Consider the following 25864-nt stretch of genomic DNA (forward strand, 5'->3'; position numbering starts at 1 on the left):
CCAAGCTCGAACGGTGTCCCTTGCTCATCGATCCGACCGGCGTGTATTTCCGCCCGGAAGGAACGACCTACATTTGCGGGACCTCCCCGAGCGCCGATCACGATCCGGACGATCTGCCGCTCGACGAAGTCGACCACGCGCTGTTCGACGACGTGATCTGGCCGACGCTGGCGCATCGCGTGCCGCAATTCGAAGCGCTGCGCGTCGAGCATGCGTGGTCGGGCTATTACGAATACAACGTGTTCGATCACAACGCGATCATCGGCTACCACCCCGACATCGAGAACTGCGTGTTCGCGAATGGATTCAGCGGCCATGGATTGCAGCAAGGGCCCGCCACGGGACGTGGCGTGGCCGAGCTTATTCTGCAAGGGCGCTTCGCGTCGCTCGATCTGTCGCCGCTCGGTTTCGAGCGTGTGCTGGAAAACCGCCCGGTGGTCGAACGCAACGTTGTTTAATTTGCCAAGCGGCCAGGGCGATGCGCCGCCTTGGCGAGCAGCCAGCGGCGTAAGGCGTCGAGCGATTCGCACTTGCGCTATCGGCGCACCATACGTCGAAATGCGAATTCGAAGCAATCAGCGTGTCCTTAAATGAGGGCTTGCGTTTTGTATCCAATAAAAATAGCAGCCTACCTTAACGCCGCGCTGGAAGAGGGAGATGCCGATCTCCTCATGGCTGCGATTGCCGATGTCGCAAAGGCACGCGGCATCGCGAAAGTCGCATCCGATGCGGGTGTCGGCCGCGAAAGCTTGTATAAAACGCTTACACCCGGCTCTAAACCGAAGCTCGAAACGGTGTTCAAACTCATGCACGCGCTCGGCGTCAAACTGTCCGTCACGCCAGACAACGCCCACGCGTAAGCCGTTACCCCCAGTGACAAGCCGCCCCTAAGAACGGGGCGGTGGCTTCGCTCGCCCCACCCTGTCACGCCTCCGTCTTCTCAGCGTCACATTCCCGTCCCGCATGCGTCATCGTTGGCCGATATCCTGGCCAACGCAAAACGCTCGAACCAACCAGAAACAGATAAGGCGCGAAAGAGCGCCCCAACCACACCGCTACGCTTCGCTGTCCCCGCAGTCGGCTTCCAGTCAACGGAGATTTCAATGAAGCGAAACAAGAAAGCCAGAGGTGGTCCTGCTCTTACCCGCGCCGGTTTAACGATCGGCGCAGTTTCACTCGCGGCAATGGGCGCGTTGCTGCCCGCTATCGCCGAAAGCCAGCCGCAACCCGCGCCCGATCCGTCGATGGCAACCGTCACGCCGATCAAGCACGTGATCGTCATCGTCGGCGAAAACCGCACGTTCGACCAGGTATTCGGCGCCTTCAAACCGCGCGCCGGCCAAACGGTATCCAACCTGCTCTCGAAAGGCATCATCACCGCCGACGGCGCGCCGGGCCCGAACTTCGCGCTCGCCGCGCAAAACACCGCCCAGGCCGTCGATCCGGCTCGGTTCGAGATGAGCCCCGGCGGCAAGCAACCGTACAGCGTGTTGCCCGCCCCGAACACCGGCTCCGCACCGACGGCGGCGAGCGACACGAATCCGCCGCCGTTCGCCACGCTTGCCGCCGCGCAAGCCGCCGAAGGCGCTGTGCTCGAACCCCAAGACGTCCCGCAGCTGACGACGGGGGCCACCGGCCTGCCTCCCCATGTGCCGGATACGCGCTTCGGCGCAAACACGTTCACGCTGCCGAACGGGCCGTTCCAGATCTCGCGAGTGGGCCCGAACTACGATCAGTACATTGCAAGCCCCGTGCATCGCTTCTACCAGGCTTGGCAGCAGGCCGACTGCAGCGCGGCCCGCGCCAGTTGGAAAGACCCGAGCGGATGCGCGATGGACCTGTTCCCGTGGGTGGAAACGTCCATCGGCGCCGGCAGCAACGGTAAGCCCCAACCGCCCAACTTCACCGATCAGACAACCGGCGAAGGCTCGACCGCCCTCGGCTACTACAACGTGAACACGGGCGACATGCCGTACTTCAACGAGCTCGCGCGCAAGTACACGATCAGCGACAACTATCACCAGCCGGTGATGGGCGGCACGGGCGCGAACAGCATCATGATCGGCGCCGCGGACGCGTTCTACTACACCGACGGACAGGGCCACGCCGCCACGCCACCCTCGAATCAGATCGAAGATCCGCGCCCGCGCGCCGGCACGAACAACTGGTATGCGCAAGACGGCTACTCGGGCGGGTCGTACAGCAACTGCTCGGATACCTCGCAGCCGGGTGTCGGTGCGATTCGCAGCTATCTCGATGCGCTGCCGTACCATCCCAAGGCCAACTGCGCGCCCGGTGCGTACTACCTGCTCAATAACTACAACCCTGGCTACAACGGGGACGGCACCGTCAACACGAGTGCGTTCACGATCCCGCCGTCGCCGGTGCGCACGATCGCCGACACGCTGCTGGCCAAAGGCGTCTCGTGGAAGTACTACGGTGAAGGCTGGAATACGTTCGTTGCCCATTCGCCCACGAGCACGTATTGCAACATCTGCAATCCGTTCCTCTATGAAACGGCAATCATGACGAAGCCCGCCGTCGTCAAAGCGCACTTGCAAGATGCGACCGACTTGTACGCGGACCTCGCCAGCGGCAACCTGCCGGCCGTGTCGTTCGTGAAGCCAGGCGGGCTGCTCGATGGCCACCCTTCTTCGTCGAAGTACGGCTTGTTCGAAGCGTTCTCGCGCAAGGTCATCGATGCGGTACGTAGCAATCCGAAGCTGTGGGCGTCGACGGCGGTCTTCATCACGAACGATGAGGGCGGCGGCTACTATGATTCGGGCTACATTCAGCCCGTCGATTTCTTCGGCGATGGGCCGAGGATTCCGCTGATCATCGTGTCGCCGTATTCGCGCGGCGGCCGCGTCGTGCATCAGTACGGCGACCATGTTTCGCTCCTGAAATTTATCGAGCGCAACTGGCGGCTCGCACCGATCACGAACCGCAGCCGCGACAATCTGCCGAACCCGGTTCAACTGCGCTGGAATCCGTATGTGCCGGTGAACGCACCGGCCATCGGAGATTTGTTCGACGCATTCCGTTTCGATCACCGGCACCATGGTGACGGTGAGGGGGACAGCGACGACAACCAGGGCGATCAGGGCGGCGCCGGGTGGTCGCCGTTCTTCTGATGCACATCGAAGACGGGTCTGGCGATTCAAAGTAGACGGTAGACCCGCGAATGCGCGGCGTGAGGCGACTCGCGCCGCGCTGGATAGCTCGACGCCGAGCGGGCGGGTGATGTCCCGCTCGCCTCCTCGCCTCACAGCGTCAACGCACCGCACGCCCGGCACTCGCCCGCACGATGATTTGCGCCGACGTGTCGCGCTCGATGCGCAGGAGCGAACCGAGCATCGCGTCGAATCGCTTCGGCGTGCAAACCTGCGTGCCAAAATCCGCTCGCAGCCGGCGCGATATCTGAACGACACGCGAAACGGGATCGAATATATAGCGCGCCGCGTAATCGAGCGGGTCCGCATCGATCTCGACATCCGTCGGCAGATAGACGAGCTCGATATTGCGCGGCAATGTCACCGTCGCGTGTTCGACGAATGTGCCACCCACGCAAACGTACGATTGCGTCCTCACCGGCTCGGCCATCCAGTCCCCAACTTGCGAAGCAATGCCACCCGCGAGACTCGACCAGGCCGGAAGCGCCGTCATGCCGTCGGTCCACACGACATGCTCGAGCGAGCCTGTTACCGTGACGGCGAACGGGCCGCTCGTGGCGTTCACGTCGTCGGTCGCAATCGAAGCGGTCCCACGCAGGCCCGTGTGCCGCAACCGCTCACCGGCAATCTCCCTCGCTCGCGCCCGCGTGGCACGGCGAAACACGTTGCGTTCGAGCTCCGCAGTGAAACCATCGTCTTGCACGCGATAGCTGTAGTGTGCGCCGCCGCTTGCGTCGATCTCCATGTCCAGCCGCGCATCGCGCGTGCGCGCCTGCGCGGCCGGCGTGCGCGTCAGCGCCCCTTCGTCGACGAGCAAGGCCGGCCGGTCCATCGCGTCCGGCGGCAAGAACCCGAATGGCGTCCCGCCGCCCGCCGTCGTATCGGCGAACCGCTCCAGCACCGGAATCCAGACGATGATGTGGTTGATCGCCCCCGCGCCGTAGCCCGGCACGGACGGCAACGTGTAAACCGGACCGAGATTGAGCAGCGCGGGCTCGCTGCGGATGCCCACCGCGGCCAGCAAGGCGCCGTAGAGCGCCACATGATCTTTGCAGTCGCCATAACGGTTGCGCAGGATATCGGCCACACGATGCGGTTTAGCCGCCGTCTCGCCGAGAAACAGCGCCACATAGCGGATGTTGGCGCGTGTCCAATCGTAAAGACGGGCGGCCTTCGTCCAATCGTCGGGCGCATCGCGTGTCAGCGCCTGCGCCAAGGCGAGCACTTCGGGATCGCGCGCGGTCGGATCCACGGCATTGCGCCGGTATCTTTCCGCGAAGGCTGCATAGCTGGGCAACGTCGTCACCATCAAGCGATCGCCGTCGTTCGCCTCGCCCACCGCCCCATGCTCCCGGCGCGCGAAGGGGCCGTGGCGGTAGTCGAATTCGTAACGCATGCGTCCGTGGTCGAGCACGGGCTCGCGCGCCACATAGCCGCGCGCATCGGCATAAAGCGGCATGTCGGCCGGCAGATCGAAGATCAGACGCTGATCGAGCACGGGTTCGCTGGCCGGCTCCGCAAAGTACTCAAACATCCCGGCCTGTCCCGCCTTGCGCGATTTACGAAAAGTCAGATGCTCGCGCCATCCCGGCTCGATGCCAGGAAAAATGACCGTGCGCAATACGCCGTCCTCGAACGTCGGCGCGCCGGCCGCGCGAGGTTCTTCGATATCGCGGATCGCATCGGCGCCGACCGGGTGTGTGCCGCCTTGCGGATCGATCGATTCGGCCGATAGCGCGTCGATCCGCTCGATGTCCTTGTCGAACCAAACGTAACGTTGCGCGACTTCGTCTACGCCAGCTGCGGTATCGACGCGCAGCGTCGTATCGTCGTGCTCGACGATAGAACCGTCATGCGCCACCGTGAACACGTGCACATCGGATTCGATCGTGGCCGGGGCAGGATCGCCCGGTGCGAGCGCCGTCGCCGCCGCATGCGCGGACACGTCGGCTAACGCAATCGCGCAAACAAGCAAGCAGGCAGCCGCGCGATACACGATCGCACGATACCGGCCAAGGCGATTCGCACCGCGCGACATCGTCAAGCCCGCCAGGTTAGACGGTACGCGCGTGGATTGACGCCGAATTCGGCGCGGAACGCGCGATTGAAGTTCGATAGGTCGGCAAAGCCGCAATCGAGTGCGACGTCGATAATCTTCTCCGGAGCATCGGCGAGACGCTGCGCCGCAGCACGCAGCCGCGCGCGAAGAACGTACTGATGCGGTGTCACCCCGGTCGCGCGCTCGAACGTCCGCAAGAAATGATAGGGACTGAGGCCCGCCTGCCCGGCCAGCCTCTCGACGCCGAGTTCGGCATCGGGGGCCTCGTCGATCCACTGCAGCGTATCGATGACACGCTTTAGCGCTGCACGGGCAATGGGTCGGGCATCCGACGGCTGCGCACCCTCGACATGCCGCAGCACGCGGCTGGCGAGTGCCAGCGCCATCTCGTCCCATGCCATGCCGGACATACCGCGCCCAGTCGTCTCGCCCCTGGGAGCCGTGAACGTGTCATTGCACATCGTGGATACCTCAGTGCACGTCGCCGTCACGCGCGTGCACGCAGCCGCGACAAACGAGGCGAGCCCGCCAGACGGCGCGATCCGCGCGGCAGGAAACGAAGGGTTGCGGCCGACGCCGCCAACATCGGCAAACAGACGCTCGACATATTCCGGCCGATAGTGAAAGGCGACGCACCGATCGCCCGCTCGGTGCCGATGCCCGCACTCGAAACGTTCCCCGACGTTGCCGAGCATGACCGCGCCCGGCGTCATCAGCGCATGTCCCGTCTCCGACCGGTATTCGAAAGCACCGGCCACGACGAGCGCGATGCAAAACGCGTCATGGCGCTCTTCGAACGCGCGATCGCCGGGACCGCAGGTGCAGAGGACGTCGGCCACGCTCCATCCCTGGCCGCTGCCGAGCACACGGCGCGCCGTCGCACCCAAGGCCGCGTCTCGCGCACGCCGCGCCAGTGCATGTTCCAGATCGAGCGCAATTTTTGCCAAGATTCGCCTCGCTGCGGGCCGTATCGTCATCGGACCTCGCGGGTGTCTCGCTGTCTGCGATTCCCGCCATGACTTTTCACTCAGGAGACCCACGATGGCCCCGATCGAACATCGCGTGCCCCATGCCTTCCTATCCGCGCTCGCCACCACTGACCGCGCGCCGGACATCGACGAAGCCGACGATGTGTACGGCTGGCTGATCGGCAGTTGGTCCTTGCGGGTGCTGCACTACCGCGGATTCGATCTGCGCGGAGAGGGTTTGACCGGCGAGGTGCATGCCGGCTGGGTGCTCGAAGGACGGGCGATACAGGATGTCTGGATTATGCCCCGTCGTGAGGATCGACGCGCGGGCCGCTTCGCCCGCGATCCGCAAAACGATATGTACGGTACGACGCTACGCGCGTGGGACCCGGCATTACGCGCCTGGCGCATCACGTGGAACAACCCGGCGCGCGGCCATCGCGAAACGCAGATCGGCCGACGCATCGGCGAGGAGATTGTGCAAACGGGCGCGCGCGCCGACGGCCAGGCGACGCGCTGGCGCTTCACCGAAATCACCTCGAACGGCTTTCATTGGATCGGCGAAGCGCTGGATACGGACGGAAGAAGCTGGCGGCTCGAAGGCGAGTTCATTGCCGCACGGATCGATTCGTGATGCCCGGACGCTAAGCCGCACGCGCTGGGTCGAGCACCTTCGTTCCTTCGTCCAAGGCCCGGCGCAACGACAGCGCGATGGCCACCGCCGCCTGTTCGATCTGAGCCGGACTGGGACAGCTTGGCGCGATGCGCAGGTGCCGGTCGCGCGGATCGACCCGGTACGGAAACGCGGCACCGGCTGGCGTCAGCACGACGCCCGCCTGCGCCGCTAGTTCGACCGTCCGCCTGGCATAGCCGTCGGGGGTGAACAAGCTCACGAAATAACCGCCCTTCGGCCGGGTCCAGGAGACGTCCGGCACATCGCCCAACAACGCTCGCAGCACAGTATCGAGCGCGGCGAACTTCGGCTGCAAGATGGCGCGATGGCGCTCCATCAACTGCTCGAGCCCCGCTCGATCGCGAAGGTAGTGCACATGCCGCAGCTGATTGAGCTTGTCCGGCCCGATCGTCCGCACCGATACGCAACGCTGCCACCAATCGATGTTGCGCGGCGACGAGGCGAGCAAGGCAAAGCCCCCGCCCGCGAGCGTCACCTTCGAAGTCGAGGCGAATACGAGCGCGCGATCGGGGTGGCCGGCACGGGTGCACGCACCGACGATATCGGGCGACGCAGGGCGCTCGTCGGTCAGGTGGTGGAACCGGTAGGCGTCGTCCCAGAACAGACGGAAATCGGGCGCGGCCGCCGGCATGCGCGCGAGACGATGGACCGTCTCGGACGAGTAGATCGTGCCTGTCGGGTTGCTGTAGAGCGGCGTGCACCAGATGCCCTTGATCGTCGGGTCCGCCGCGACGAGCGCTTCCACGCGATCCATGTCTGGGCCGTCCTCGTGCATCGGCACGGCGATCATTCGAATCCCGAGCGCTTCGCAGATCGCGAAATGGCGATCGTAGCCGGGCACTGGACATAAAAACGCGACTTCTCCGCCTCGCGCCCACGGCTCGCCCTGTGGCATCCCATGCAGCATCGCGAACGCGAGTGCGTCGTGCATGAGCTCGAGGCTGGAATTGCCGCCGGCGACGACTTGGGCGGCAGGCAACCCGAGCCATTGCGCGCCCAGTTCGCGCGCCTCGGGCAAGCCCAGTACATGCCCGTAGTTGCGGCAATCGATGCCGTCGCGCGATAGATACCCGGCAGCGGCCGCATCGTCGATCAACGCCCGGGAAAGATCGAGCTGCTCGGGGGCAGGCTTGCCGCGCGTCATATCGATCGACAGACGCTGTGCCTTGAATTCGTCGTAAGTCATCGTCATCGTTGTTGTGCTCTCAGTGAATGGAATCAGCCCGGGCGTCATTGAGTATCGGCCTTATCGATCCTTCAGGCAAACGCGTTATATTGATTCTTATCTTCAGTTTTTCTGATCACCGGATCGCCGATGAAAACACTCGATTTGGATGTGCTGGCGATGGTCGTGGCTGTGGCCGATGCAGGCAGCTTCGTCCGCGGTGCCGCCCTCGTCCACCGCTCGCAATCCGCCGTCAGCATGCAGATCAAGGCGCTCGAGCAAGCGCTCGGCAAGCCGGTTTTCGAGCGGCGCGCGCGCAATGTCGTGCCGACACAGGAAGGGCTCGTGCTCGCCGATTACGCCCGCCGGATGCTCGCCCTGCGCGACGAAGCCTGGGCGGCGCTCGTCCATCCGGAGATCAAGGGGCGCGTGGTCATCGGCGTGCCCGACGATTACGCCTCGTCATTGCTGCCGCCCGTCCTGCGGAAGTTCTCGGCTACCTATCCGAAGGTGGAGATGCAAGTGATCGGGCTGCCGAGCCATGCGCTCGCCCCGCTCGTCAGAGACAACACGGTCGATCTGGCGTGCATGACCCGCGTCAAGGGCTTACGTGGCGAGCGCGTGCGGCTCGAGCCCACCGTGTGGGCCGGCGCGCCGCGCGGGCCGGCCGTCTGGCGCGAACGCCCGCTGCCGATCGCGGTGTTCGCGGCGGGCAGCGTCGCGAGAGAAAATGCGATTCGCGCGCTCAAACGCGCCCGGATCGCCTACCGCACCTCGTACGAAAGCCCGAGCCTGCTCGGCTTGTTCAGCATGGTCGAAGCCGGGCTCGCGGTGGCACCGGTGGCGCATTGCGCGCTGCCGGAACGTCTCGTCGAACTGGGACGCGCGCATGGGCTCCCCGCGCTGCCGCCGCTCGAGATCGTGCTCGCTCGCAGCGCACGGTCGAGCCGTCCCGAATGCGACTTTCTCGCCGAGCAAATCTTGCAGGAATTGAGGATTTGAAGGATGCGGGCCGATGGCGGCCGCATCCGATGCGGCGCGCCGGCGAGGCCCATCAAAACAGCGGACGCTGACGCTGCTGAGCCATGGAAACGACATCGAGCTCGTCCAGCCGCTTGCGCGCCTTGGCGAGATCGTGCACCAACTGACGTTGCAGCCACGTTTCCGCGCCGCCGCCGAACGCTTTGTCCAGACGTAGCGCCATCTCGGGCGAAATGCCCGCCTTGCCGCTGAGCAGGTTCGTCAGCGCCTGACGGCTCACGCCGAGCACCGCCGCACCTTCGGTCACGCTCAGGTTGAATCGCACGAGGCAAAGCTGACGCACGACGGCGCCAGGATGATTGTTGTCGGTATCGGCCATGGCCCGAAACCATAGCGGCGAAGCGTCAATCCGTCAATCGACAAGTGCCGATTGTCTATTCGACGCATCGCCTTATGTGGCGCCAAGTTGACAGATCGCAGGATTTCGAGGATCAGGCGAGCAAAGCCAGGTAAGACCGCCACGCGCCGTGCCGCCCGCCCCCTTCCCGGCTTCACTGACCTGCGCGCTCGTCGACGCGAGAAAGGACCGCGCTCCCGCGGGGGCCCTTCCACGTGGCTTTGGCTTATTCAACCTCGCGGCAGGCGTCCGAGCGCTTCGTCGATCAGGGCATCCAGCAGCGGCTCGACACGCGCAGCGAGCGCTTCGTCGTAGGCATACGGCCGAGTCTCCTGCATATAGGTAACTTGCGACAGTTCGAGCTGGACGGCATGTACGCCGTCGCGCGGCGCGCCGTAGTGCCGTGTGATGTACCCGCCCTTGAAGCGCCTGTTCGCCACAGCCGTGTAGCCGCCGTGGCGCCTCACGCACTCGGCGAGGGCCTCGGCGAGCCCGGATGCCGCGCTCGCACCGTTTGCCGTGCCGAAATTGAAATCGGGAAGCCGCCCTTCGAAAAAGCGCGGCACCTGCGAGCGAATCGAGTGCGCTTCCCACAGCAACACCGCGCCGTGCCGGGCTTTGAGTTCGGCCAAGTTCCTTGCCAGCGCGTCATGATACGGCTGCCAATACCGTACGACGCGGCGCGCCACTTCCGCTGCGGTCGGCTCGCCGCCAGGGTGATAAAGCGGGGTTTTATCGAACGTGTCGATGGGCAGCAGGCCCGTCGTGTCCTGCCCCGGGTACAGATTCGCGTTGTCGGGCGGACGATTCAGGTCGACGACATAACGCGCATACGAAGGAACAAGCAACCAAGCGCCGCGGCGGGCCGCGCATTCGTACAAGCGTTCAAGGTGCCAATCGCAGTCGTCGACATGACGGGCGACTTCCGTCATCGTCGCAGCGATGTCCCCGGGCACGCACGTGCCCACGTGCGGCATCGAGATCAACAGCGGCAAAGTACCGGGCCGGACGGAAAACACGGCGGGGTCGAGTGTAGCGTTCATCGGATCTTGCTCCGGCAAACCTCGGACGTCAGTCCGATGAGGAAAGGAGCGCCGCCGCGAGGCGGCATGCGTCGTAGGGAATCCTCCACCTTTCGGCAGACGAGGACGTCAACGTTCAGAATAACGCGCGCCGCGTTTCGCGTCATGCGCGCCCGCCTGGCAGGCCGCGGCCGCTCCGCACAGGCCGGGCGTCAGCCCAGCAAATGCGAGACGGCTTCACGATAATCGGCGTACGCCTGCGCTTCTTCTTCATGCCGTCCGTCACGCACCACGCAACGGCCGCCGGTGTGCACTTCGACGATCGGCGAGCCGCCGTGTTCGCCAAACACGACGCCCGCCAGCCAGTCGTCCGGTTTGCGCCCATCGATGCTCGGATGTGTGCCGTCAAGCACGAGCCAGTCGGCACGCTGCCCGGGGGCCAATGCGCCGACGGGCCGGCCGCTGGCACGTGCGCCGCCCGCAAGCGCCGCCGCGAACAAACGATCGGCCACCTGGGGCCGCGTCTCGGACGCGAGCACATTGCGCTGGCGCAGCGTAAGGCGTTGCCCGTATTCGAGCAGCCGCAACTCCGAGCGCCAATCGACGGCGATATGGCTATCCGAGCCCACGCCGATCCATCCGTTCGCGTCGAGATAGGGCCGCGCCGGAAAGAGACCGTCACCGAGATTCGCTTCCGTCGTCGGACACAGCCCCGCCACGGCACCGCTCGCAGCCAGCGCGGCCGTTTCGCCTTCGTCCACATGCGTTGCATGCACGAGGCACCAACGGGCGTCAACGTTGAAATGTTCGAGCAGCCACGCGACGGGCCGCGCGCCGGTCGCCGCCAGGCATTCCTCGACTTCCCCCGTCTGCTCGGCGATGTGGATGTGAACCGGCGCACCGGGAAGATGGGCATCGAGTCCGTCGAGCAGCGTATGCAACGACGCCGAAGAGACCGCCCGCAGCGAATGCGGCGCCACGCCGTACGTCAACGCGCCATGCCCGGGCCGGGCGCGGCGCAACGTCAGCAGCAGGTCCAGCAGCGATTCCGGCGTATTGAGGAAGCGCCGCTGATCGGGGCGCGGCTCGCGCTTGCCGAAGCCGCTGTATTGATAGAGCACCGGCAGCATCGTCATGCCGATACCCGCTTGCGACGCGGCATCGACCACACATTGACCCAGCTCAGCGGCGTTCCCATAGCGGCTGCCGTCTTGCGCATGATGCACGTAGTGGAATTCGCAGACGGACGTATAGCCCGCCTTGAGCATTTCGACGTAGAGCCATCGCGCGATCGCCGCCAGCCGCTCGGGCGTCATTCGGGCGGCGAACCGATACATCAGATCGCGCCAGCTCCAGAAATTGTCGCTCGATTGCGCGCGATATTCGGCCAGCCCGGCCATCGCGCGCTGAAACGCGTGCGAATGCAAGTTCGGCATCCCGGGGACGATCGGCCCGTTCGCCCGCGGCGTCCCCGCGGGCACAGGCGAACCGGGAGTGACGGCCACCAGCATGCCGTCCGCGTTCCATTCGAGCAGTACATCATGCCGCCAGCCTTGCGGCAAATAGGCGTGCGCGGCGAAGAGCACATGGCGGTCGGTCGTCACTGAGCGCTCCTTTGGAAGGCTTCGGCGCAGGTATCCAGGAAACGCCCCGTCCACGGCGAGACAGGAGCCGTATGCACCGTCGCACCCGCACGCACAACCCGTGCGGCGAGCGGACGGCCCATCCAGTAGGCGAGTTCGGCCAACGTGCTGACGGACCAGACGACGAAGTCGGCCGGCCGGCCCGGCGCCAGTTCGCCGTGACGATCGCCGCGGCCGAGCGCACGCGCGGCATGGCGCGTCACCCCTTGCAGCACTTCGGGGACGGTCAGCCGAAAGAGCGTGCAGCCCAGATTGAGCATTGCAAGCAAGGACGTGGCCGGCGAGGTACCGGGATTGCAGTCGGTTGCGAGTGCGATGGGCACATCGTAGCGGCGCAGCCATTCGATCGGCGGCAACTGCGTCTCGCGGATGAAGTAATAAGCACCCGGCAGCAGCACGGCAACGGCTCCCGCCTCTTTCATCGCCTGCACGCCGGCCTCGTCGAGAAACTCGAGGTGATCGGCCGACAACGCGCGATAGCGCGCGGCCAATGCCGTCCCACCCATCAGGCTCAATTGTTCGGCATGCATCTTCACGGGCAAGCCGCGGCGCTGTGCCGCTTCGAATACGCGCTCGCTTTGTGCCAGCGTGAACCCGATGCGTTCGCAAAAGACGTCGACGGCGTCGACGAGCCCTTCGTCGGCCAACGCCGGCAGCATCCGCTCGCACACTTCGTCGATATAGGCGTCAGCCCGCCCCGCGAACTCGGGCGGCAACGCATGCGCACCCAGGAACGTCGTATAGACGGACACCGGATAGCACCGCGAGAGTTCGCGCGCCACGCGCAGCATTTTGCGCTCGCTCTCGAGCTCAAGCCCGTAACCCGATTTGATTTCGATCGCCCCGACGCCCTCCGCGATCAGCGGCTCGAGACGCGCAGAGGCTGAAGCGAGCAACGCATCTTCATCGGCAGCGCGGGTCGCACGCACCGTCGACACGATGCCCCCGCCGCGCCGCGCGATTTCTTCGTAGCTCGCCCCACGCAGGCGCAATGCGAACTCGTCGGCGCGATGACCGCCGAACACCAGGTGGGTATGACAATCGACAAGACTCGGCGTGACCCACGCACCGCCAAGATTTGTGCTCGGCCACGCGTCGAACTCGCGCGGCAAGTCGCGCGCAGCGCCGAGCCATGCGATCGTGCCGTCGCGCACCGCCAACGCGGCATCCTCGATCGACGCATCGGGATCGCCGTTTGGACAAAGATTCAAATGGCGCCAAACGTGCTCGCTCATGATGACCTCGATAGATCGGCAAGAAACAGCGCCCGCATCGCGGGGCGCCTCACAGGTAATGCAAGAGCACGGCCAGCGCGGCACCCGCGCCCGTCACGTCGCAGGCAAGCGCACGCGGCGTGTCCAGCACGAGCGTATCCATCGTCGCCAGCGAGGCCACGGTCATCGCGGTCATCTCAGGCGTTTGTCCCGCCGAGGCACCGGCCGAACGTTGCGATGCGCTGTCGGAAAAACGAACGTCGAGCGCCCCGCGCGCGCAAAACAGGAGCGCAACATCGGCATCGAGCGTATGCCGGCCCGGGCCTTGCCACACGCGCAGTTCCGCACGCGCCCGATCGCGCCGCACCATGAGGTTGAAGTCACGCGTGGCACCACCGGCCAGCTGCGCGTCAAGCGCTACCTCGCCATCGAAGCGCGCCATCGAAAGCGGTTCAAACAGCGCGTGCGTCGTACCGTCCGGTTCGACCAGCCGCATCCCCTGCCCCGCCAGCAACACCAGCGTGCGGTCGACACCGGCGAACCGCGAAAATGGCCCTGGCCGTTCGACGTCGGCCACACTCACACGCCAGACAAAGGCATCCAGGCTCGCCCCCACCGGATAAGCGGCGACCTCCCGCGTCACGCCGCCGCCGTTCTTCCACGGCACCGCTTTCAAGGCATTCGCTCGAACGATCCGCAACGGCGCGGTCGACACACCAGACTCTGGCGCCCCCGGCGCTGTCGCGAACGCGGCTGGCTGCGCCGCAGGCGATGGCATGCTCATCCGCCTCAGCGTCCGAGCATCGGCAGCTTCAGGCCGACTTCGCGTGCCGTCTCGCGCGCCAGGTCGTAGCCGGCGTCGGCATGACGCATGATGCCGGTGGCCGGATCGTTGAACAGCACCCGCTCGATCCGGCGCGCCGCCGCATCGGTGCCGTCGCAGACGATCACCACGCCCGCATGCTGGCTGAAGCCCATGCCCACGCCGCCGCCATGGTGGATCGACACCCACGTCGCGCCGCCGGCCGTGTTCAGCAACGCATTGAGCAATGGCCAATCGGAGACGGCGTCGGAGCCATCTTTCATCGATTCCGTTTCGCGGTTGGGACTCGCAACCGAACCCGTATCGAGGTGATCGCGGCCGATCACGATCGGCGCCTTCAACTCGCCGCGCTTGACCATCTCGTTGAAGGCGAGGCCCAGACGGTAGCGATCCTTCACGCCGACCCAGCAAATGCGGGCGGGCAGCCCTTGGAATGCGATACGCTCGCGTGCCATGTCGAGCCAGTTGTGCAGATGCGGATCGTCGGGGATCAGCTCCTTGACCTTCGCATCCGTCTTGTAGATGTCTTCCGGATCGCCCGAGAGCGCGACCCAGCGGAACGGCCCCTTGCCTTCGCAAAACAGCGGACGGACATAGGCGGGCACGAAGCCGGGAAAATCGAACGCATGCTCGACGCCCATATCGAGCGCCATTTGCCGAATGTTGTTGCCGTAGTCAAGCGTGGCCGCGCCGCGTGCCTGCAGCGTCAGCATCGCCTGCACTTGCCGCGCCATCGACTGCTTCGCCGGCACGACGATGCTCTGCGGATCCGTCTTTTGGCGCTCGCGCCATTGCTCGACGTTCCATCCCTGCGGCAGATAACCGTTGATCGGATCGTGCGCGCTCGTTTGATCGGTTACGCAATCGGGCGTGATGCCGCGCGCGACGCACGCTTCGAAGACATCCGCCGCGTTGCCCACGAGGCCGACCGAAACCGGCTTGCCGCTCGCCTTCGCGGCTTCGATCATGGCCAACGCCTCATCGAGCGTCTTCGCCTTTTTATCGACGTAGCGCGTCTTCAAACGGAAATCGATGCGCGTCTCGTCGCATTCGACGGCGATCATCGAGAAACCCGCCATCGTCGCCGCGAGCGGCTGCGCGCCGCCCATCCCGCCGAGCCCGCCCGTCAGAATCCAGCGCCCTTGGGCGTCGCCGTTGAAATGCTGATTGGCCACGGCGTAAAACGTTTCGTACGTCCCTTGCACGATGCCTTGGCTGCCGATGTAGATCCAGCTGCCTGCTGTCATCTGGCCATACATCATGAGGCCCTTGCGGTCGAGCTCGTGGAAATGCTCCCACGTCGCCCAGTGCGGCACGAGGTTCGAGTTCGCGAGCAGCACGCGCGGCGCGTCGACATGCGTGCGAAATACACCCACCGGCTTGCCCGATTGAATCAGAAGCGTTTCGTCGTCTTCGAGATCCTTCAGCGACGCGAGGATTTGATCGAAACACTCCCAGTTGCGCGCGGCGCGGCCAATCCCGCCGTAGACGACGAGCGCATGCGGGTGCTCGGCCACCTCGGCATCGAGGTTGTTCTGGATCATGCGATAGGCGGCTTCCGTGAGCCAGCTCTTGCAGGTCTTTTCAGCGCCGCGCGGCGCGCGGATCGTGCGCGTCGGATCGAGGCGCGGATCGAAGGGTTTCGGATCGTTCATGGGGGTCCTCGGTGGTACGGCTCGGTTCGGTTCGGCTCAAAAATGTCCAGTGAAGCGATAACGGCTGCCCGGATGCCACAAGTCGACCACGGACGCCACCTGCTCGCGCGACCAGGTGCGCCGATGCAGCACGAGGCAAGGCTCGGTGTCGTCCATGTGGAGTGGAATACGCGTGTCGGGCTCGGGCTGCGCGGCTTCGATGCGGTACTCGACCCGCTGCAGCGGCGCGACGCGCGTCAGGTATTGATTCGGTGTGACCGCGGCGAAATCCTGCAGCGCGTACTCGGGTGCGACGGCCGGATTGACCCAGCGCGCCTCGAGCTGCACAGGCTCGTCGTTCTCGAGATGCAGCACGCGCGAATAAAACACGGGGCTGCCGGCCGCCACTTGCATCTCGTCGGCCAGCGCCTCGCTTGCAACCGCCGCGCCGAGTTCGAGCACCTTCGGCTGATAACGGTGGCCGCGAGCGGCGATTTCGTCGGAAATGCTGCGAATCGCCACGAGCGTGGATTCGTACTTGGGCCGGGCGACAAACGTGCCCGCACCATGCACGCGCGTGAGCACTTGCTCGGCCGTCAGCTCGCGCAGCGCACGGTTCACCGTCATCCGCGCCACCTTGAACTCGCGCGCGAGTTCGTTTTCGGACGGCACCTGATCGCCCTCGGCCCACTCGCCCGCGTGAATCCGCGCGAGGATGAAGTCCTTGATACCCTGATACGCGGGAGCATTCATGTCTTTGATGTCACGCATCGTTTATGCGTTGGCGCTCGCTTCCGACGCGAACGACAGCGGGCTGGCCTGAGCGATCGCGCCATCCGTGACGAGCCGCGCGATGCTGGCGATATCGGGAGCGAAGTAGCGGTCGAGGTCGTAGTGCGGCACGTGCGCGCGCAGCGTGTCCATCACGCGTTGCAGCGCGCCGCTCGTACGGTGCGGGGCACGCAGATCGACGCCTTGCGCCGCCGCCAGCAGTTCGATGGCGAGGATATTGGCGGTGTTTTCGGCGATATCGGCGAGCTTGCGCGCCGCGAAGGTCGCCATCGATACGTGATCTTCCTGATTCGCGGAAGTCGGCAGCGAATCGACCGACGCCGGATGGGCCAGCGTCTTGTTCTCCGAGGCCAGCGCGGCCGCCGTCACGTGCGCGATCATGAAGCCGGAGTTGACGCCGCCGTCCTTGACGAGGAACGGGGGCAGTCCGGACAGCGTCGCGTCGATCAGCAATGCGATGCGGCGTTCGGCCAGCGCGCCGATTTCCGCCGCGGCCAACGCGAGATTGTCGGCCGCGAACGCCACGGGCTCGGCGTGAAAGTTGCCGCCCGAGAGCACTTCGCCCGTATCCGGGAAGACGAGCGGATTGTCCGACACGGCGTTCGCTTCGATCAACAGGATATCCGCTGCATGCCGCATCTGGTCGAGACAAGCGCCCATGACTTGCGGCTGGCAGCGCAAGCTGTACGGATCTTGCACCTTGTCGCAATCGCGGTGCGAGAGATTGATCCCCGAGCCGTCCAGCAGCGTGCGATAGGCCGCGGCCGCGTCGATCTGACCGCGATGGCCGCGCAGCGCATGAATACGAGCGTCGAATGGCTTGACCGATCCCGCGGCCGCATCGACCGAGAGCGCACCCGCGACGAGCCCCGTGCGAAAGAGATCTTCGATCGCGAAGAGGTTGAAAAGTGCGAGAGCCGTCGACGCTTGCGTGCCGTTCAGCAGCGCAAGCCCCTCTTTCGCTTGCAGCGAGAGCGGTGCGAGGCCCGCAAGCTTCAGGCCCTCGGCGGCACTCATGCGCTCGCCGCGAGCGCTCACTTCGCCGATACCGAGCAGGGCGGCCGACATATGCGCGAGCGGAGACAAATCGCCCGACGCGCCCACCGAACCTTTCACGGGGATGATCGGCAGGATATCCGCGTTGAACAGCGTCACGAGCGCGTCCATCACCTCGCCGCGAATGCCGGAATGGCCGCGGCCGAGACTCGAGAGCTTCAGCGCGATCAGCAGGCGCACGACGGGCGCCGCCATCGGTTCGCCGACACCGACTGCGTGCGACAGCACGAGATTACGTTGCAACAACTCCAGCTGGTCGTGCGGAATGTGCGTGCTCGCCAGACGGCCGAAGCCGGTATTGATGCCATAGGCCGGTTCGCCCTTGGCGGCGATGTCGGCAACGGCCTTCGCGCCCGCATCGATGACGGCGCGGCTGGCGGGATCGAGCACGAGCGTCACGCGCTCGCGTGCAATACGGCGCAGTTGGGGAAGCGTCAAATGGCCCGGCGTGAGAATCATCATGAAGGCGTCCTGTCTTATGCGATTGATGCGGTTGGGTTCGCCAAGCGGCCATGGCGGCGGGCCGTTGCCCGCGCACTAGGCTCTGCGATCTGAAAGCGAGTCTAGTTCGCTCAGCTTGTATATACAAGTTGTTTCTGGCACCGAAAGATAAGGGATTTCCATTAGACGGTATGGCCCGATGCGACCGCCTTTTGGACGGGCCCTAATAGGCCCTAATAGGCGTGAACGCTCGATCAAGGGAGTTTGCCGTCACGGACGATGGATCGAGACCTGCTGTCGAGGGGCATCGTTGTTGTCTATACAAATCCGTCTATGCGCCGCCCGTGAGCGGCTTTTGCAATATCGGGCATGTCGATGTTCGGCGAAACCGGGCCCCTTGCCGCTCCCGCTGAGCGCAGGCCGCGCCGTTCAGGCTGCGGGGTACCGGGACGGCAATGAGGTGCGGCGTTCATCTTGGGTACGCGTCGTGCTTGAAGACGAGCGGGAGCGGGATCGGGCGCGAGCAGTTCGCACTCGGCGTGGGGCCGCGGCAGCCGGCGCGGCACGAACGCGAGTCCCGGCATCACCGATTCCTCGGACGACCATGAACAAGACACAAGGACAACACCAGCGGATGGACCTCATCGAGCTCGCACGCGAGTCGGGCATGGCAGTCCTGCTCGATGCGAAGATCGGCCGCGAACAGTACGTGAGTGTGAGCGGGTCGCTCGCCGCGCTCGCGAGGTTCGCGGACGCCGTCCGCAGCGAACCGGAGACCGACGGTTCCGACGATGGCGATCGCTGACGCACAGTGAAGGCGCGCGGGCACCACTTGCCGCGCTCCTTCGCCACCGCCGGGCCATCCACCGCGCGCCGCCTCCTCGAAGCGGGATGCTCGCTCCCTGCGCGAGCGAGCCGCTCAAGACGCATAGGACAGGCTGGCCCGTCGCGTCGCGCTAACCCACCGGGACCGCGCCGTGCCCTTGCCCAGCCGGGGCCGCAGGCAGACCACCCTCGTGGTGCCCCATGCGCCTACCAACTGTGCCAGTTACGGTTTCGCATAAGAGTCGCTTAAATCCGGCACGACCACCCGATGCGTTCCTGGCGAACGCATTTCCCGTAACTTCAGCATGAGGTAGACGCATGGCCACGCCTCTCGTTCGACTTGCACCGCTCGATCTGATCCGCGGGTTTGTCGCTGTCGGCCGCCGCATGAGCGTGACGCTCGCGGCGGAGGATCTATGTCTGACGCAATCGGCCGTCAGCCGGCAGATTCACTCGCTCGAAGACGCCCTCGGCGTCTCGCTGTTCCATCGCGGCTACCGCTCGATCTCGTTCACACCGGCCGGCGAGCGGCTGTTCCGCACCGCCGATGGTGTCGTGCGCCAGCTCCAGGACGCGTTCGAGACGATCACCCGTCCGCTCGAGCGGCAGCCCGTCACGATCACGGCCAGCATCGGCGTGACGGCACGCTGGCTGCTGCCGCGGCTATCCGAACTGCAGCGCCGCCACCCGGCGCTCGATGTGCGCGTCGCGGCCAACGACAAGCTGCTCGATTTGCGAGCCGAGGGAATCGATCTGGCCATTCGCTATACGGGTTTGAAGGACCCGGCGCCCGGCGCGACGCGCTTGTTCGACGACACGGCCTTGGCGCCAGACGGCGACAACAGCAAGACGGGCGGCAAGACGAGCGGTCACGCGTATTGGCTCGTGCAGGCCGATGCGTCGGCGCGGCAAGACGTGCGCGATGTCGCGCAATGGATTGTCGAGCAAGCGCAATCGGCCGCCGAGCCCGTTCCGGGTGCGAGCCTCGCGGCCCGCCCTGCACCCGCCGCCGTCGGCCCCTTGTCGCATTCGGCCGAGCCATCGCTGGCGCGGGACGAGACCGCCGCACTGTCGCTGGCGGAAGCCGCGACGACCCGGGAGCGGATCGAAGTTTCTTGACGCGAAAGGCATCCGGCCGGCGCCCCACCATTTGTGGTAGTTGCCGCCAACCGGCTCGGCAGGTGAAATCTACGGCGTTCGAGTGCGGCGTGCTACGTAGCGCGCCGCGCTCGTTTCCGGAGGTGACACCCGATGCGCATGCCTTTGCTGCAAATCGAATCGCTCGCCGCCGGTTACGGCAAGGGCGACGTTCTCGACGATGTTTCGTTCGCCCTCTCCGCCGGCAGCCTCGCCTATGTGCTTGGGCCAGGCGGCGCGGGCAAGACGACCTTATTCATGGCGATCGCGGGCCTCGTGCGTCCGAAGCGCGGCGTCATCCGCCTCGACGGCGAAGATATCCGCCGCAAACGGCCAACCGAACTCCTGGCGCGCGGCATCGCCTATGTGCCGCACAACCGTCTGCTGTTCAGCTCGCTATCGGTCCGGGACAATCTGCTTGCGGCGGTATGGCGCGACACGGATCGGCCGCGTATCGAGGAACGCCTCGATCGCCTGGCGCAGCGGCTTCCCTTTTTGAAAGCCTGTGAGCATCAAAGCGCCAGCCGCCTCACGAACGGCGAACGGCAACTGCTCGCGATCGCACGGGCGTTGATGTCGCAACCGCGCCTGCTGCTGCTCGACGATCCATTCGACGCTTTGGTGCCCGCCGAAGCCGAGCGCGTGGCCGTGCTCGGGGCGGAACTCGCCGGCGAGGGAACCGCTGTGGTAATCGCGCAACGAAGCGCGACGCAGAAGGGCTGCACCGACGTGCCGGCCTTCCTGCTCGACAGGGGGCGCTTAAGCCGCTCGGAGAAGCACGCTACGCCATGCGGGGCAAGGCGATCGGCGGCGTCGTGAATGTCGGCTCGACGATGCGCGGCGGTTGCGCACCGGGCACGCGTTCCGAGCGCTCGATTCGCGCCAATTCAGACGCGACGAGCCGTAAATGCCATAGGCAAATGGAGGGGAGCCGGTTACCGCCCAGCCCAGTTAATTGGAGCGTTGCAAGTTTTCACGCATTTAACTGAGCCCGGATACGGCAATACGATTGACGCATACTCGAGCGAGCGAATCAGGCCAGCCCGGCGGGTCGCGGAATGCGCGTTCGATATGCCCCGACAGGGCCGCGTCAATCAGACAGACGATTCATTGCAGCAAACCGAGCATGGCGGCTCGCACGACGGCTGCCGTCTTGTTCGTCGTTTTCAATTTCGTCACGGCATTCTTTACGTGAAAATTAACCGTATCGACCGAGATCACGAGGATTTTGGAAATTTCCCCCGACGTCTTGCCGTCAGCCGCCCATTTGAGCACTTCAACCTCGCGGTCAGTCAGCCCCCGCTCCGGGTCATCCATCAGCGCGGGCATCAGCACACGCTTGAGCGACAGGTGCGCCGTACTGACGAGCCAGCGCATTTTCACTTCGTTTTCGGACAGCTCTTGCGCCGTGAGCGGCCCCGCCGAGCGCGCGAGCGTCAGCATGCCGCCTACGCCGCAGCTGTCGAACGCCGACTGCGCCCAGCCGTGGCGCAGCCCGTGCGATTGCGCCTCGTGCCAGAATTCGGGCACACCGCTGAACAGCGCATCGCTCCAGACGATCGGCGACTGCGACCGGCGCGCGTGCTGAACCGTCGGGTCGATATCCAGGTAGCGCGCTTCCAGATAGCGCTTCTTCCATGCCTCCGGATAGTTGCTCATCCAACGCGTCTTCGGCTTGGACAGCGGCCACGGCGCCCGCAAACCATACGAGCAGAATTCGAAACCCAAACCCTTCGCGGCGCCCTCGATCTTGCTGAAAATCTCGGAATCGGAGCTCGTGCGATTCAATTCATGCAACAGTTCCTCGGCCCAGCTTTTCATTTATGCCTCCTTGTCGTCGCGCAGGCCCTCGCAGCGACTTGCGCGATACCGAAACGGCCACGCCCAGCGGCCGGAGCATCGACATCCCGGCACACGTCTCCCCCAGCCCGGCACGCGCCGGGCCACGGCTCTCGAACGAGACGCACGCCAAAGGCTCTTCTTTATTTCAACGCTGACACTTCGATTAGCAACGGCTTGATTTCCGCCATTTCACATCGTGCGGCGTTCACCGATCTCAACGCCACTGCCCCGATCGTAATGGTGGAAGAAAAGGCTGCACTTACCGCGGGCCAGTCACGCCAGCGATTATCTCCGCAGTGCGGATCGCATCCTGATGCTTAAACCTCGCTTCCGGCCTAGTCGACACTCGCCCGCGTCGATTTAAGCGAACGCAATCATCTCACATTTTCGGCGTTTGAAAATCGAACCAAAGCTCGGTTAACCGTTAAACATGTTTAGCGGGAAATTAATACCGAAAGGATTTTTCCGCATGCCAGCCTGAATGTCATATTTACGGACAATTGCGGTCCGGTTCATGCTAATGCACCTTCAATGCACCGTTGCGGCTTCGGGGTTTCGGTTCGAGGCATCCTAAGGGGGCGAGCGCCCCGCCGGGCGTGAGCGTTGCTCGGGCAGGCGACACAGAGACACCGTTTCCGCTGCACGGCTCGAACGCGAAAAAAGGCATACGTGCGGCGGAACACATCACGCAGCCTGCACAGGCGTTCGGTGCGTGATTAAACTAGTACGAGCGTCGTCAGCGCGGTGCGACGCCGCCCACGGAGCCTCATCATGAATCGGCCGCTCGCTCGTCTGCCCTTGCGCTACATCTCGACGATGTCGCTTGGCGCGCGATGGAAATGGCTCGCCTTCGTCGGCATCGCCGCGCTCGTCGGCGTTCTCGCCTACTTCGTCTCCCTCGAGATGCAAACGTCGCGGCTCCAAGCGCGCTACTTCTCGGGTTTGGGGCGGCAGGTATCGTTTTCAGTGCAAGCCGGGCCTAGCGACTCGATCCGCTTTCCCTCGCCGGGCGGTCCCTACGACTGGCGTCTGGGCTACGCGCGGTTGCCCGATTTCGAAGCGCGCCTGCGTGCGCGCGGCTATGTCGTGACCGATCAAGCCCGCGACTCGTCGATGATGACCTCGCTTGCCGATCGCGGTCTATTCATCCCGTACGCCGAAAAAGACCAAGCCGGGTTGCGCTTGTTCGACACGCAAGGCACGCCGCTATTCGGCGCCGAGTACCCTGCCTTGGCGTATGCCGACTTCGCGTCGATCCCCCCGATCGTCGTGAGCGCGCTGACTTTCATCGAAGATCGCTACCTGCTGGATTCGAGCGAACCCGATCGCAATCCGGCCATGGATTGGGGCCGATTTGGCCGCGCGCTGTGGGACCAGGCCCTGCGCTTCGTCAATCACCATCAATCCACCCCGGGCGGCAGTACACTCGCCACGCAAACAGAAAAATTCCGCCACTCGCCGGGCGGACGCACCGCGACCCCGCCCGAAAAGCTGCGTCAGATCGCGTCGGCGTCGGTTCGCGCCTACCTCCGCGGAGAAAACACCACAGCAGCGCGTCAGGATATCGTCGTGCATTACCTGAACACGGTGCCGCTCGCCGCGCGCGCCGGGGTGGGTGAAGTACAGGGCCTCGGAGATGGGATGACCGCGTGGTACGGACGCGATTTCGACGAGGTCAACCAACTGCTGTCGCAAATCACCGCCGAAACGGGCAACGGGGCCACCGCGCCGGGCGTGCTCGCCAACGAAGCGCTCGCCTTCAAGCAGGCGCTCTCGCTGTTGATCGCGCAGCGGGCGCCGTCGTACTACCTGGTGCGCAACCGTTCCGCGCTGGAACGGCTGACCGATAGCTATATCCGCGTGCTCGCGGCCAACGGCATCATCTCCGCCCCGCTGCGCGACGCAGCGCTCGCGGCCCCGCTCGATTCGCGCAAAGGCGCCCCGCCGCAGCCGGCGGCCTCCTTCGTCGCGCGCAAGGCCGTCACGCTCGTGCGTTCGCGGCTGCAGCAAGCGCTCGGCGTGGATAGCTTTTACGATCTCGATCGACTCGACGTGACCGTGCATTCGACCTTGAACGATGCGGTGGAGCGAGCCGTTGCCGAACGGCTTGCGCAGGCCGCCACCGTCGACGGCGCCAAGGCGGCGGGACTGTACGGCTTCGAGATGCTGCGCCCCGGCGACGATCCGTCGAAGATCTCATTCAGCTTCGCGCTGTTCGAACATGAGCCGAGTGGCCATGATGTCGTGCGCGTGCAAACGGACAGTGTCAATCAACCCTTCGACATCAACGGCGGCGCGCGCCTGAACCTCGGCTCGACCGCTAAGCTGCGAACGATCATCACCTATCTGCAGATCGTCTCGGCCTTGCACGCGCGTTACGCGCCTCTCAGTGCGGCGGAGCTCAAGCATGTTCAGCTCGACCCGTTCGATGGCCTCTCCCGCTGGGCCGTCGATTACCTTTCGCATACGAACGATCGGTCGCTGCCCGCCATGCTGGAGGCGGCCGTGGAACGCAAGTATTCGGCAAGCCCTGGCGAAACCTTCTATACCGGCGGCGGCGCGCAAGGCTTCTCGAACTTCGACAAGTCCGACAACGGCCGCATCCTCACCGTGCGCCAGGCGTTCCAGCACTCGGTCAATCTGGTGTTCGTGCGGCTCATGCGCGATATCGTCCACTATGAAATGGTGCAGACGTCCGGCCCGTCCGCGCACTGGTTCGACGATCCCGCACTGCGCCGCAGTTACCTCAACGCGTTCGCCGATCAGGAAAGCCTCGTCTATCTGCATCGGTTCTACGTGAAGTACCACGGAAAGCCCTCCGACGAAGCACTCGATATGCTCATCGCCGATATGCGCAAGAGCCCGCCCAAACTCGCCACGGCACTGCGCAGCGTCGCGCCCGATGCACCCTTCCCCTGGTTTGCGCAGCGCATGCGCGCGGCGCTCAAGAATACGGCGAGCGCTTCGATTTCCGATGACGATCTGGCCAAGCTCTACGCCAAATACGCCATCGACAAGTTCAACCTGAACGATCGCGGCTACATCTCGGGCGTGCACCCGATCGCGTTGTGGATGCTCGATTACTTACGCCAGCATCCGAACGCGACGGAAGAAGAACTCCGCAAGGCCAGCCGCGCGGCCCGCCTCACGTCGTATTCGTGGCTATTCAAGACGCATCACCATCTGACACAGGATCGACGCATCCGCCATATGGTCGAGTTGCAGGCTTACGACGCTATCGGCAAATCGTGGCGCGCGCTCGGCTATCCGTTCGAGACCATCACACCGTCGTTCGCCGCCGCCATCGGCGCGTCTGGCGACCGGCCCGATGCGCTGGCGCATCTGATCGGCATCATCGCCAACGACGGCAAGACGCACGCCGCGCAAAGCATCGACACACTCACGTTCGCCGCGGGGACACCGTTCGAAACACGGTTCGAACGCGCGCCGAGCCCGGGCCGTCAAAGCATCTCGCCCGAGATCGTCACGGTCGCACGCTCGATGCTGCACGACGTCGTCGCGGGGGGGACGGGCGCGCGTCTAGCGGCCGGACTGCCGCTTGGCGACGGACGGGCGCTCGACGTCTACGGCAAAACCGGGACCGGCGATCAGCGTTTCGGTGTCTATGCGCGCGGAGGACGGCTGATCGAATCGCGCAAGGTCAACCGCACCGCCGTGTTTGTGTTCGTCATCGGCAACCGCTTCTACGGCACGTTGACCGCCTACGCACACGAGCCTTATGCCGCGCGGTACGACTACACGAGCGCAATGGCCGTGCAATTGCTGAAATCGCTCGGGCCCTCGCTGGCACCGATCCTCGCGACGGCCGACGCACAAGCGAAGCCCCTGGCCGACGCAGCGAGTGCTCGCCGGGCAGCGGCCGCCGACAACACGCCGTCCTTCTGAGGAGTTCATCTCACAGCGCTCCGATCCAAGCTTTTGTCTTCCGTCCCTTTGGCGTACCCAGGGGACGGCGGGCACGGCCGTTGCGTCTATCT

The 25864-nt window shown here is 64.9% G+C and carries 21 protein-coding genes; 9 read left to right on the forward strand and 12 right to left on the reverse strand.

What is annotated here, in order from left to right; all coding sequences use genetic code 11:
- The 3 genes from ACTHL0_RS07975 to ACTHL0_RS07985 form a co-directional block, all read left to right on the forward strand.
- The coding region (locus ACTHL0_RS07975) for an NAD(P)/FAD-dependent oxidoreductase (protein ID WP_440566176.1) at positions 1 to 458 on the forward strand (458 nt) is incomplete at its 5' end.
- Between the two features lie 132 nt (positions 459 to 590).
- Positions 591 to 860, forward strand: a complete 270-nt coding sequence (locus tag ACTHL0_RS07980) for an addiction module antidote protein (RefSeq protein ID WP_440566177.1) — start codon at positions 591 to 593, stop codon at positions 858 to 860.
- A gap of 243 nt (positions 861 to 1103) precedes the next feature.
- Positions 1104 to 3134, forward strand: coding sequence for an alkaline phosphatase family protein (locus ACTHL0_RS07985; protein ID WP_440566178.1), 2031 nt, complete (start codon positions 1104 to 1106; stop codon positions 3132 to 3134).
- A gap of 139 nt (positions 3135 to 3273) precedes the next feature.
- On the opposite strand, the gene ACTHL0_RS07990 is transcribed toward ACTHL0_RS07985, so the two are convergent.
- Positions 3274 to 5211 (reverse strand): DUF3857 domain-containing transglutaminase family protein, encoded by a 1938-nt coding sequence (locus ACTHL0_RS07990; protein WP_440566179.1) that lies wholly within the window; start codon positions 5209 to 5211, stop codon positions 3274 to 3276.
- Positions 5212 to 5213: 2 nt separating this feature from the next.
- Positions 5214 to 6179, reverse strand: a complete 966-nt coding sequence (locus tag ACTHL0_RS07995) for a helix-turn-helix transcriptional regulator (protein WP_440566180.1) — start codon at positions 6177 to 6179, stop codon at positions 5214 to 5216.
- Positions 6180 to 6273: 94 nt separating this feature from the next.
- Here ACTHL0_RS07995 and ACTHL0_RS08000 point away from each other — a divergent pair, with 94 nt between their 5' ends.
- Positions 6274 to 6834 (forward strand): hypothetical protein, encoded by a 561-nt coding sequence (locus ACTHL0_RS08000; protein WP_440566181.1) that lies wholly within the window; start codon positions 6274 to 6276, stop codon positions 6832 to 6834.
- Between the two features lie 10 nt (positions 6835 to 6844).
- Here the strand turns inward: ACTHL0_RS08000 and ACTHL0_RS08005 are convergent, their stop codons facing one another.
- The gene (locus tag ACTHL0_RS08005) at positions 6845 to 8086 is read right to left on the reverse strand and encodes an aminotransferase class I/II-fold pyridoxal phosphate-dependent enzyme (protein ID WP_440566182.1); all 1242 of its coding nucleotides are present in this window, start codon (positions 8084 to 8086) and stop codon (positions 6845 to 6847) included.
- A 123-nt stretch (positions 8087 to 8209) separates the two neighbouring features.
- Here ACTHL0_RS08005 and ACTHL0_RS08010 point away from each other — a divergent pair, with 123 nt between their 5' ends.
- Positions 8210 to 9061: a LysR substrate-binding domain-containing protein gene (locus tag ACTHL0_RS08010; RefSeq protein WP_440566183.1), complete on the forward strand. Its 852-nt coding sequence runs from the start codon at positions 8210 to 8212 to the stop codon at positions 9059 to 9061.
- Positions 9062 to 9113: 52 nt separating this feature from the next.
- Here the strand turns inward: ACTHL0_RS08010 and ACTHL0_RS08015 are convergent, their stop codons facing one another.
- The 8 genes from ACTHL0_RS08015 to hutH all read right to left on the reverse strand — a co-directional run bounded on the left by ACTHL0_RS08015 (position 9114) and on the right by hutH (position 18083).
- Positions 9114 to 9419 (reverse strand): HigA family addiction module antitoxin, encoded by a 306-nt coding sequence (locus ACTHL0_RS08015; protein ID WP_440566184.1) that lies wholly within the window; start codon positions 9417 to 9419, stop codon positions 9114 to 9116.
- Between the two features lie 248 nt (positions 9420 to 9667).
- The gene (gene hutG / locus ACTHL0_RS08020; protein WP_440566185.1) at positions 9668 to 10480 is read right to left on the reverse strand and encodes an N-formylglutamate deformylase; all 813 of its coding nucleotides are present in this window, start codon (positions 10478 to 10480) and stop codon (positions 9668 to 9670) included.
- Between the two features lie 191 nt (positions 10481 to 10671).
- Complete coding sequence (locus ACTHL0_RS08025; protein WP_440566186.1) at positions 10672 to 12063, reverse strand: formimidoylglutamate deiminase; 1392 nt, start codon at positions 12061 to 12063, stop codon at positions 10672 to 10674.
- Positions 12060 to 13337 (reverse strand): imidazolonepropionase, encoded by a 1278-nt coding sequence (hutI, locus tag ACTHL0_RS08030; RefSeq protein ID WP_440566187.1) that lies wholly within the window; start codon positions 13335 to 13337, stop codon positions 12060 to 12062. The genes ACTHL0_RS08025 and hutI overlap by 4 nt, the downstream gene beginning before the upstream one ends.
- 49 nt (positions 13338 to 13386) lie before the next feature.
- Positions 13387 to 14094: a HutD/Ves family protein gene (locus tag ACTHL0_RS08035; RefSeq protein WP_440566188.1), complete on the reverse strand. Its 708-nt coding sequence runs from the start codon at positions 14092 to 14094 to the stop codon at positions 13387 to 13389.
- An 11-nt stretch (positions 14095 to 14105) separates the two neighbouring features.
- Positions 14106 to 15794, reverse strand: a complete 1689-nt coding sequence (hutU, locus tag ACTHL0_RS08040; RefSeq protein ID WP_440566189.1) for a urocanate hydratase — start codon at positions 15792 to 15794, stop codon at positions 14106 to 14108.
- 36 nt (positions 15795 to 15830) lie between these two features.
- On the reverse strand, positions 15831 to 16526 hold the full coding sequence (gene hutC, locus ACTHL0_RS08045; RefSeq protein ID WP_440566206.1) for a histidine utilization repressor: 696 nt from the start codon (positions 16524 to 16526) through the stop codon (positions 15831 to 15833).
- A 21-nt stretch (positions 16527 to 16547) separates the two neighbouring features.
- Positions 16548 to 18083: a histidine ammonia-lyase gene (gene hutH, locus ACTHL0_RS08050; protein WP_440566190.1), complete on the reverse strand. Its 1536-nt coding sequence runs from the start codon at positions 18081 to 18083 to the stop codon at positions 16548 to 16550.
- Positions 18084 to 18666: 583 nt separating this feature from the next.
- On the opposite strand from hutH, the gene ACTHL0_RS08055 reads away from it, so the two are divergent.
- The 3 genes from ACTHL0_RS08055 to ACTHL0_RS08065 all read left to right on the forward strand — a co-directional run bounded on the left by ACTHL0_RS08055 (position 18667) and on the right by ACTHL0_RS08065 (position 20843).
- Positions 18667 to 18867, forward strand: coding sequence for a hypothetical protein (locus ACTHL0_RS08055; protein WP_440566191.1), 201 nt, complete (start codon positions 18667 to 18669; stop codon positions 18865 to 18867).
- Positions 18868 to 19205: 338 nt separating this feature from the next.
- On the forward strand, positions 19206 to 20006 hold the full coding sequence (locus ACTHL0_RS08060) for a LysR family transcriptional regulator (RefSeq protein ID WP_440566192.1): 801 nt from the start codon (positions 19206 to 19208) through the stop codon (positions 20004 to 20006).
- 132 nt (positions 20007 to 20138) lie between these two features.
- Positions 20139 to 20843 (forward strand): ABC transporter ATP-binding protein, encoded by a 705-nt coding sequence (locus ACTHL0_RS08065; RefSeq protein WP_440566193.1) that lies wholly within the window; start codon positions 20139 to 20141, stop codon positions 20841 to 20843.
- 288 nt (positions 20844 to 21131) lie between these two features.
- Here the strand turns inward: ACTHL0_RS08065 and ACTHL0_RS08070 are convergent, their stop codons facing one another.
- A complete protein-coding gene (locus tag ACTHL0_RS08070) occupies positions 21132 to 21845 on the reverse strand; it encodes an autoinducer binding domain-containing protein (RefSeq protein ID WP_440566194.1) in 714 nt (237 codons plus the stop codon).
- Between the two features lie 792 nt (positions 21846 to 22637).
- Here ACTHL0_RS08070 and ACTHL0_RS08075 point away from each other — a divergent pair.
- Complete coding sequence (locus ACTHL0_RS08075) at positions 22638 to 25772, forward strand: transglycosylase domain-containing protein (RefSeq protein WP_440566195.1); 3135 nt, start codon at positions 22638 to 22640, stop codon at positions 25770 to 25772.
- The last annotated feature ends 92 nt before the right edge of the window (positions 25773 to 25864 follow it).

It is taken from the genome of Trinickia sp. (assembly GCF_051961175.1).
Lineage (GTDB): Bacteria > Pseudomonadota > Gammaproteobacteria > Burkholderiales > Burkholderiaceae > Trinickia.

Bases quoted from the DNA above. Each gene is read 5' to 3' on its own strand.
- ACTHL0_RS07980 (WP_440566177.1), top strand. From the start codon at position 591: ATGAGGGCTTGCGTTTTGTATCCAATAAAAATAGCAGCCTACCTTAAC.
- ACTHL0_RS07985 (WP_440566178.1), top strand. From the start codon at position 1,104: ATGAAGCGAAACAAGAAAGCCAGAGGTGGTCCTGCTCTTACCCGCGCC.
- ACTHL0_RS07990 (WP_440566179.1), bottom strand. From the start codon at position 5,211: ATGTCGCGCGGTGCGAATCGCCTTGGCCGGTATCGTGCGATCGTGTAT.
- ACTHL0_RS08000 (WP_440566181.1), top strand. From the start codon at position 6,274: ATGGCCCCGATCGAACATCGCGTGCCCCATGCCTTCCTATCCGCGCTC.
- ACTHL0_RS08005 (WP_440566182.1), bottom strand. From the start codon at position 8,086: ATGACGATGACTTACGACGAATTCAAGGCACAGCGTCTGTCGATCGAT.
- ACTHL0_RS08010 (WP_440566183.1), top strand. From the start codon at position 8,210: ATGAAAACACTCGATTTGGATGTGCTGGCGATGGTCGTGGCTGTGGCC.
- ACTHL0_RS08015 (WP_440566184.1), bottom strand. From the start codon at position 9,419: ATGGCCGATACCGACAACAATCATCCTGGCGCCGTCGTGCGTCAGCTT.
- hutG (WP_440566185.1), bottom strand. From the start codon at position 10,480: ATGAACGCTACACTCGACCCCGCCGTGTTTTCCGTCCGGCCCGGTACT.
- hutI (WP_440566187.1), bottom strand. From the start codon at position 13,337: ATGAGCGAGCACGTTTGGCGCCATTTGAATCTTTGTCCAAACGGCGAT.
- ACTHL0_RS08035 (WP_440566188.1), bottom strand. From the start codon at position 14,094: ATGCCATCGCCTGCGGCGCAGCCAGCCGCGTTCGCGACAGCGCCGGGG.
- hutU (WP_440566189.1), bottom strand. From the start codon at position 15,794: ATGAACGATCCGAAACCCTTCGATCCGCGCCTCGATCCGACGCGCACG.
- hutC (WP_440566206.1), bottom strand. From the start codon at position 16,526: ATGAATGCTCCCGCGTATCAGGGTATCAAGGACTTCATCCTCGCGCGG.
- hutH (WP_440566190.1), bottom strand. From the start codon at position 18,083: ATGATGATTCTCACGCCGGGCCATTTGACGCTTCCCCAACTGCGCCGT.
- ACTHL0_RS08055 (WP_440566191.1), top strand. From the start codon at position 18,667: ATGAACAAGACACAAGGACAACACCAGCGGATGGACCTCATCGAGCTC.
- ACTHL0_RS08060 (WP_440566192.1), top strand. From the start codon at position 19,206: ATGGCCACGCCTCTCGTTCGACTTGCACCGCTCGATCTGATCCGCGGG.
- ACTHL0_RS08065 (WP_440566193.1), top strand. From the start codon at position 20,139: ATGCGCATGCCTTTGCTGCAAATCGAATCGCTCGCCGCCGGTTACGGC.
- ACTHL0_RS08070 (WP_440566194.1), bottom strand. From the start codon at position 21,845: ATGAAAAGCTGGGCCGAGGAACTGTTGCATGAATTGAATCGCACGAGC.
- ACTHL0_RS08075 (WP_440566195.1), top strand. From the start codon at position 22,638: ATGAATCGGCCGCTCGCTCGTCTGCCCTTGCGCTACATCTCGACGATG.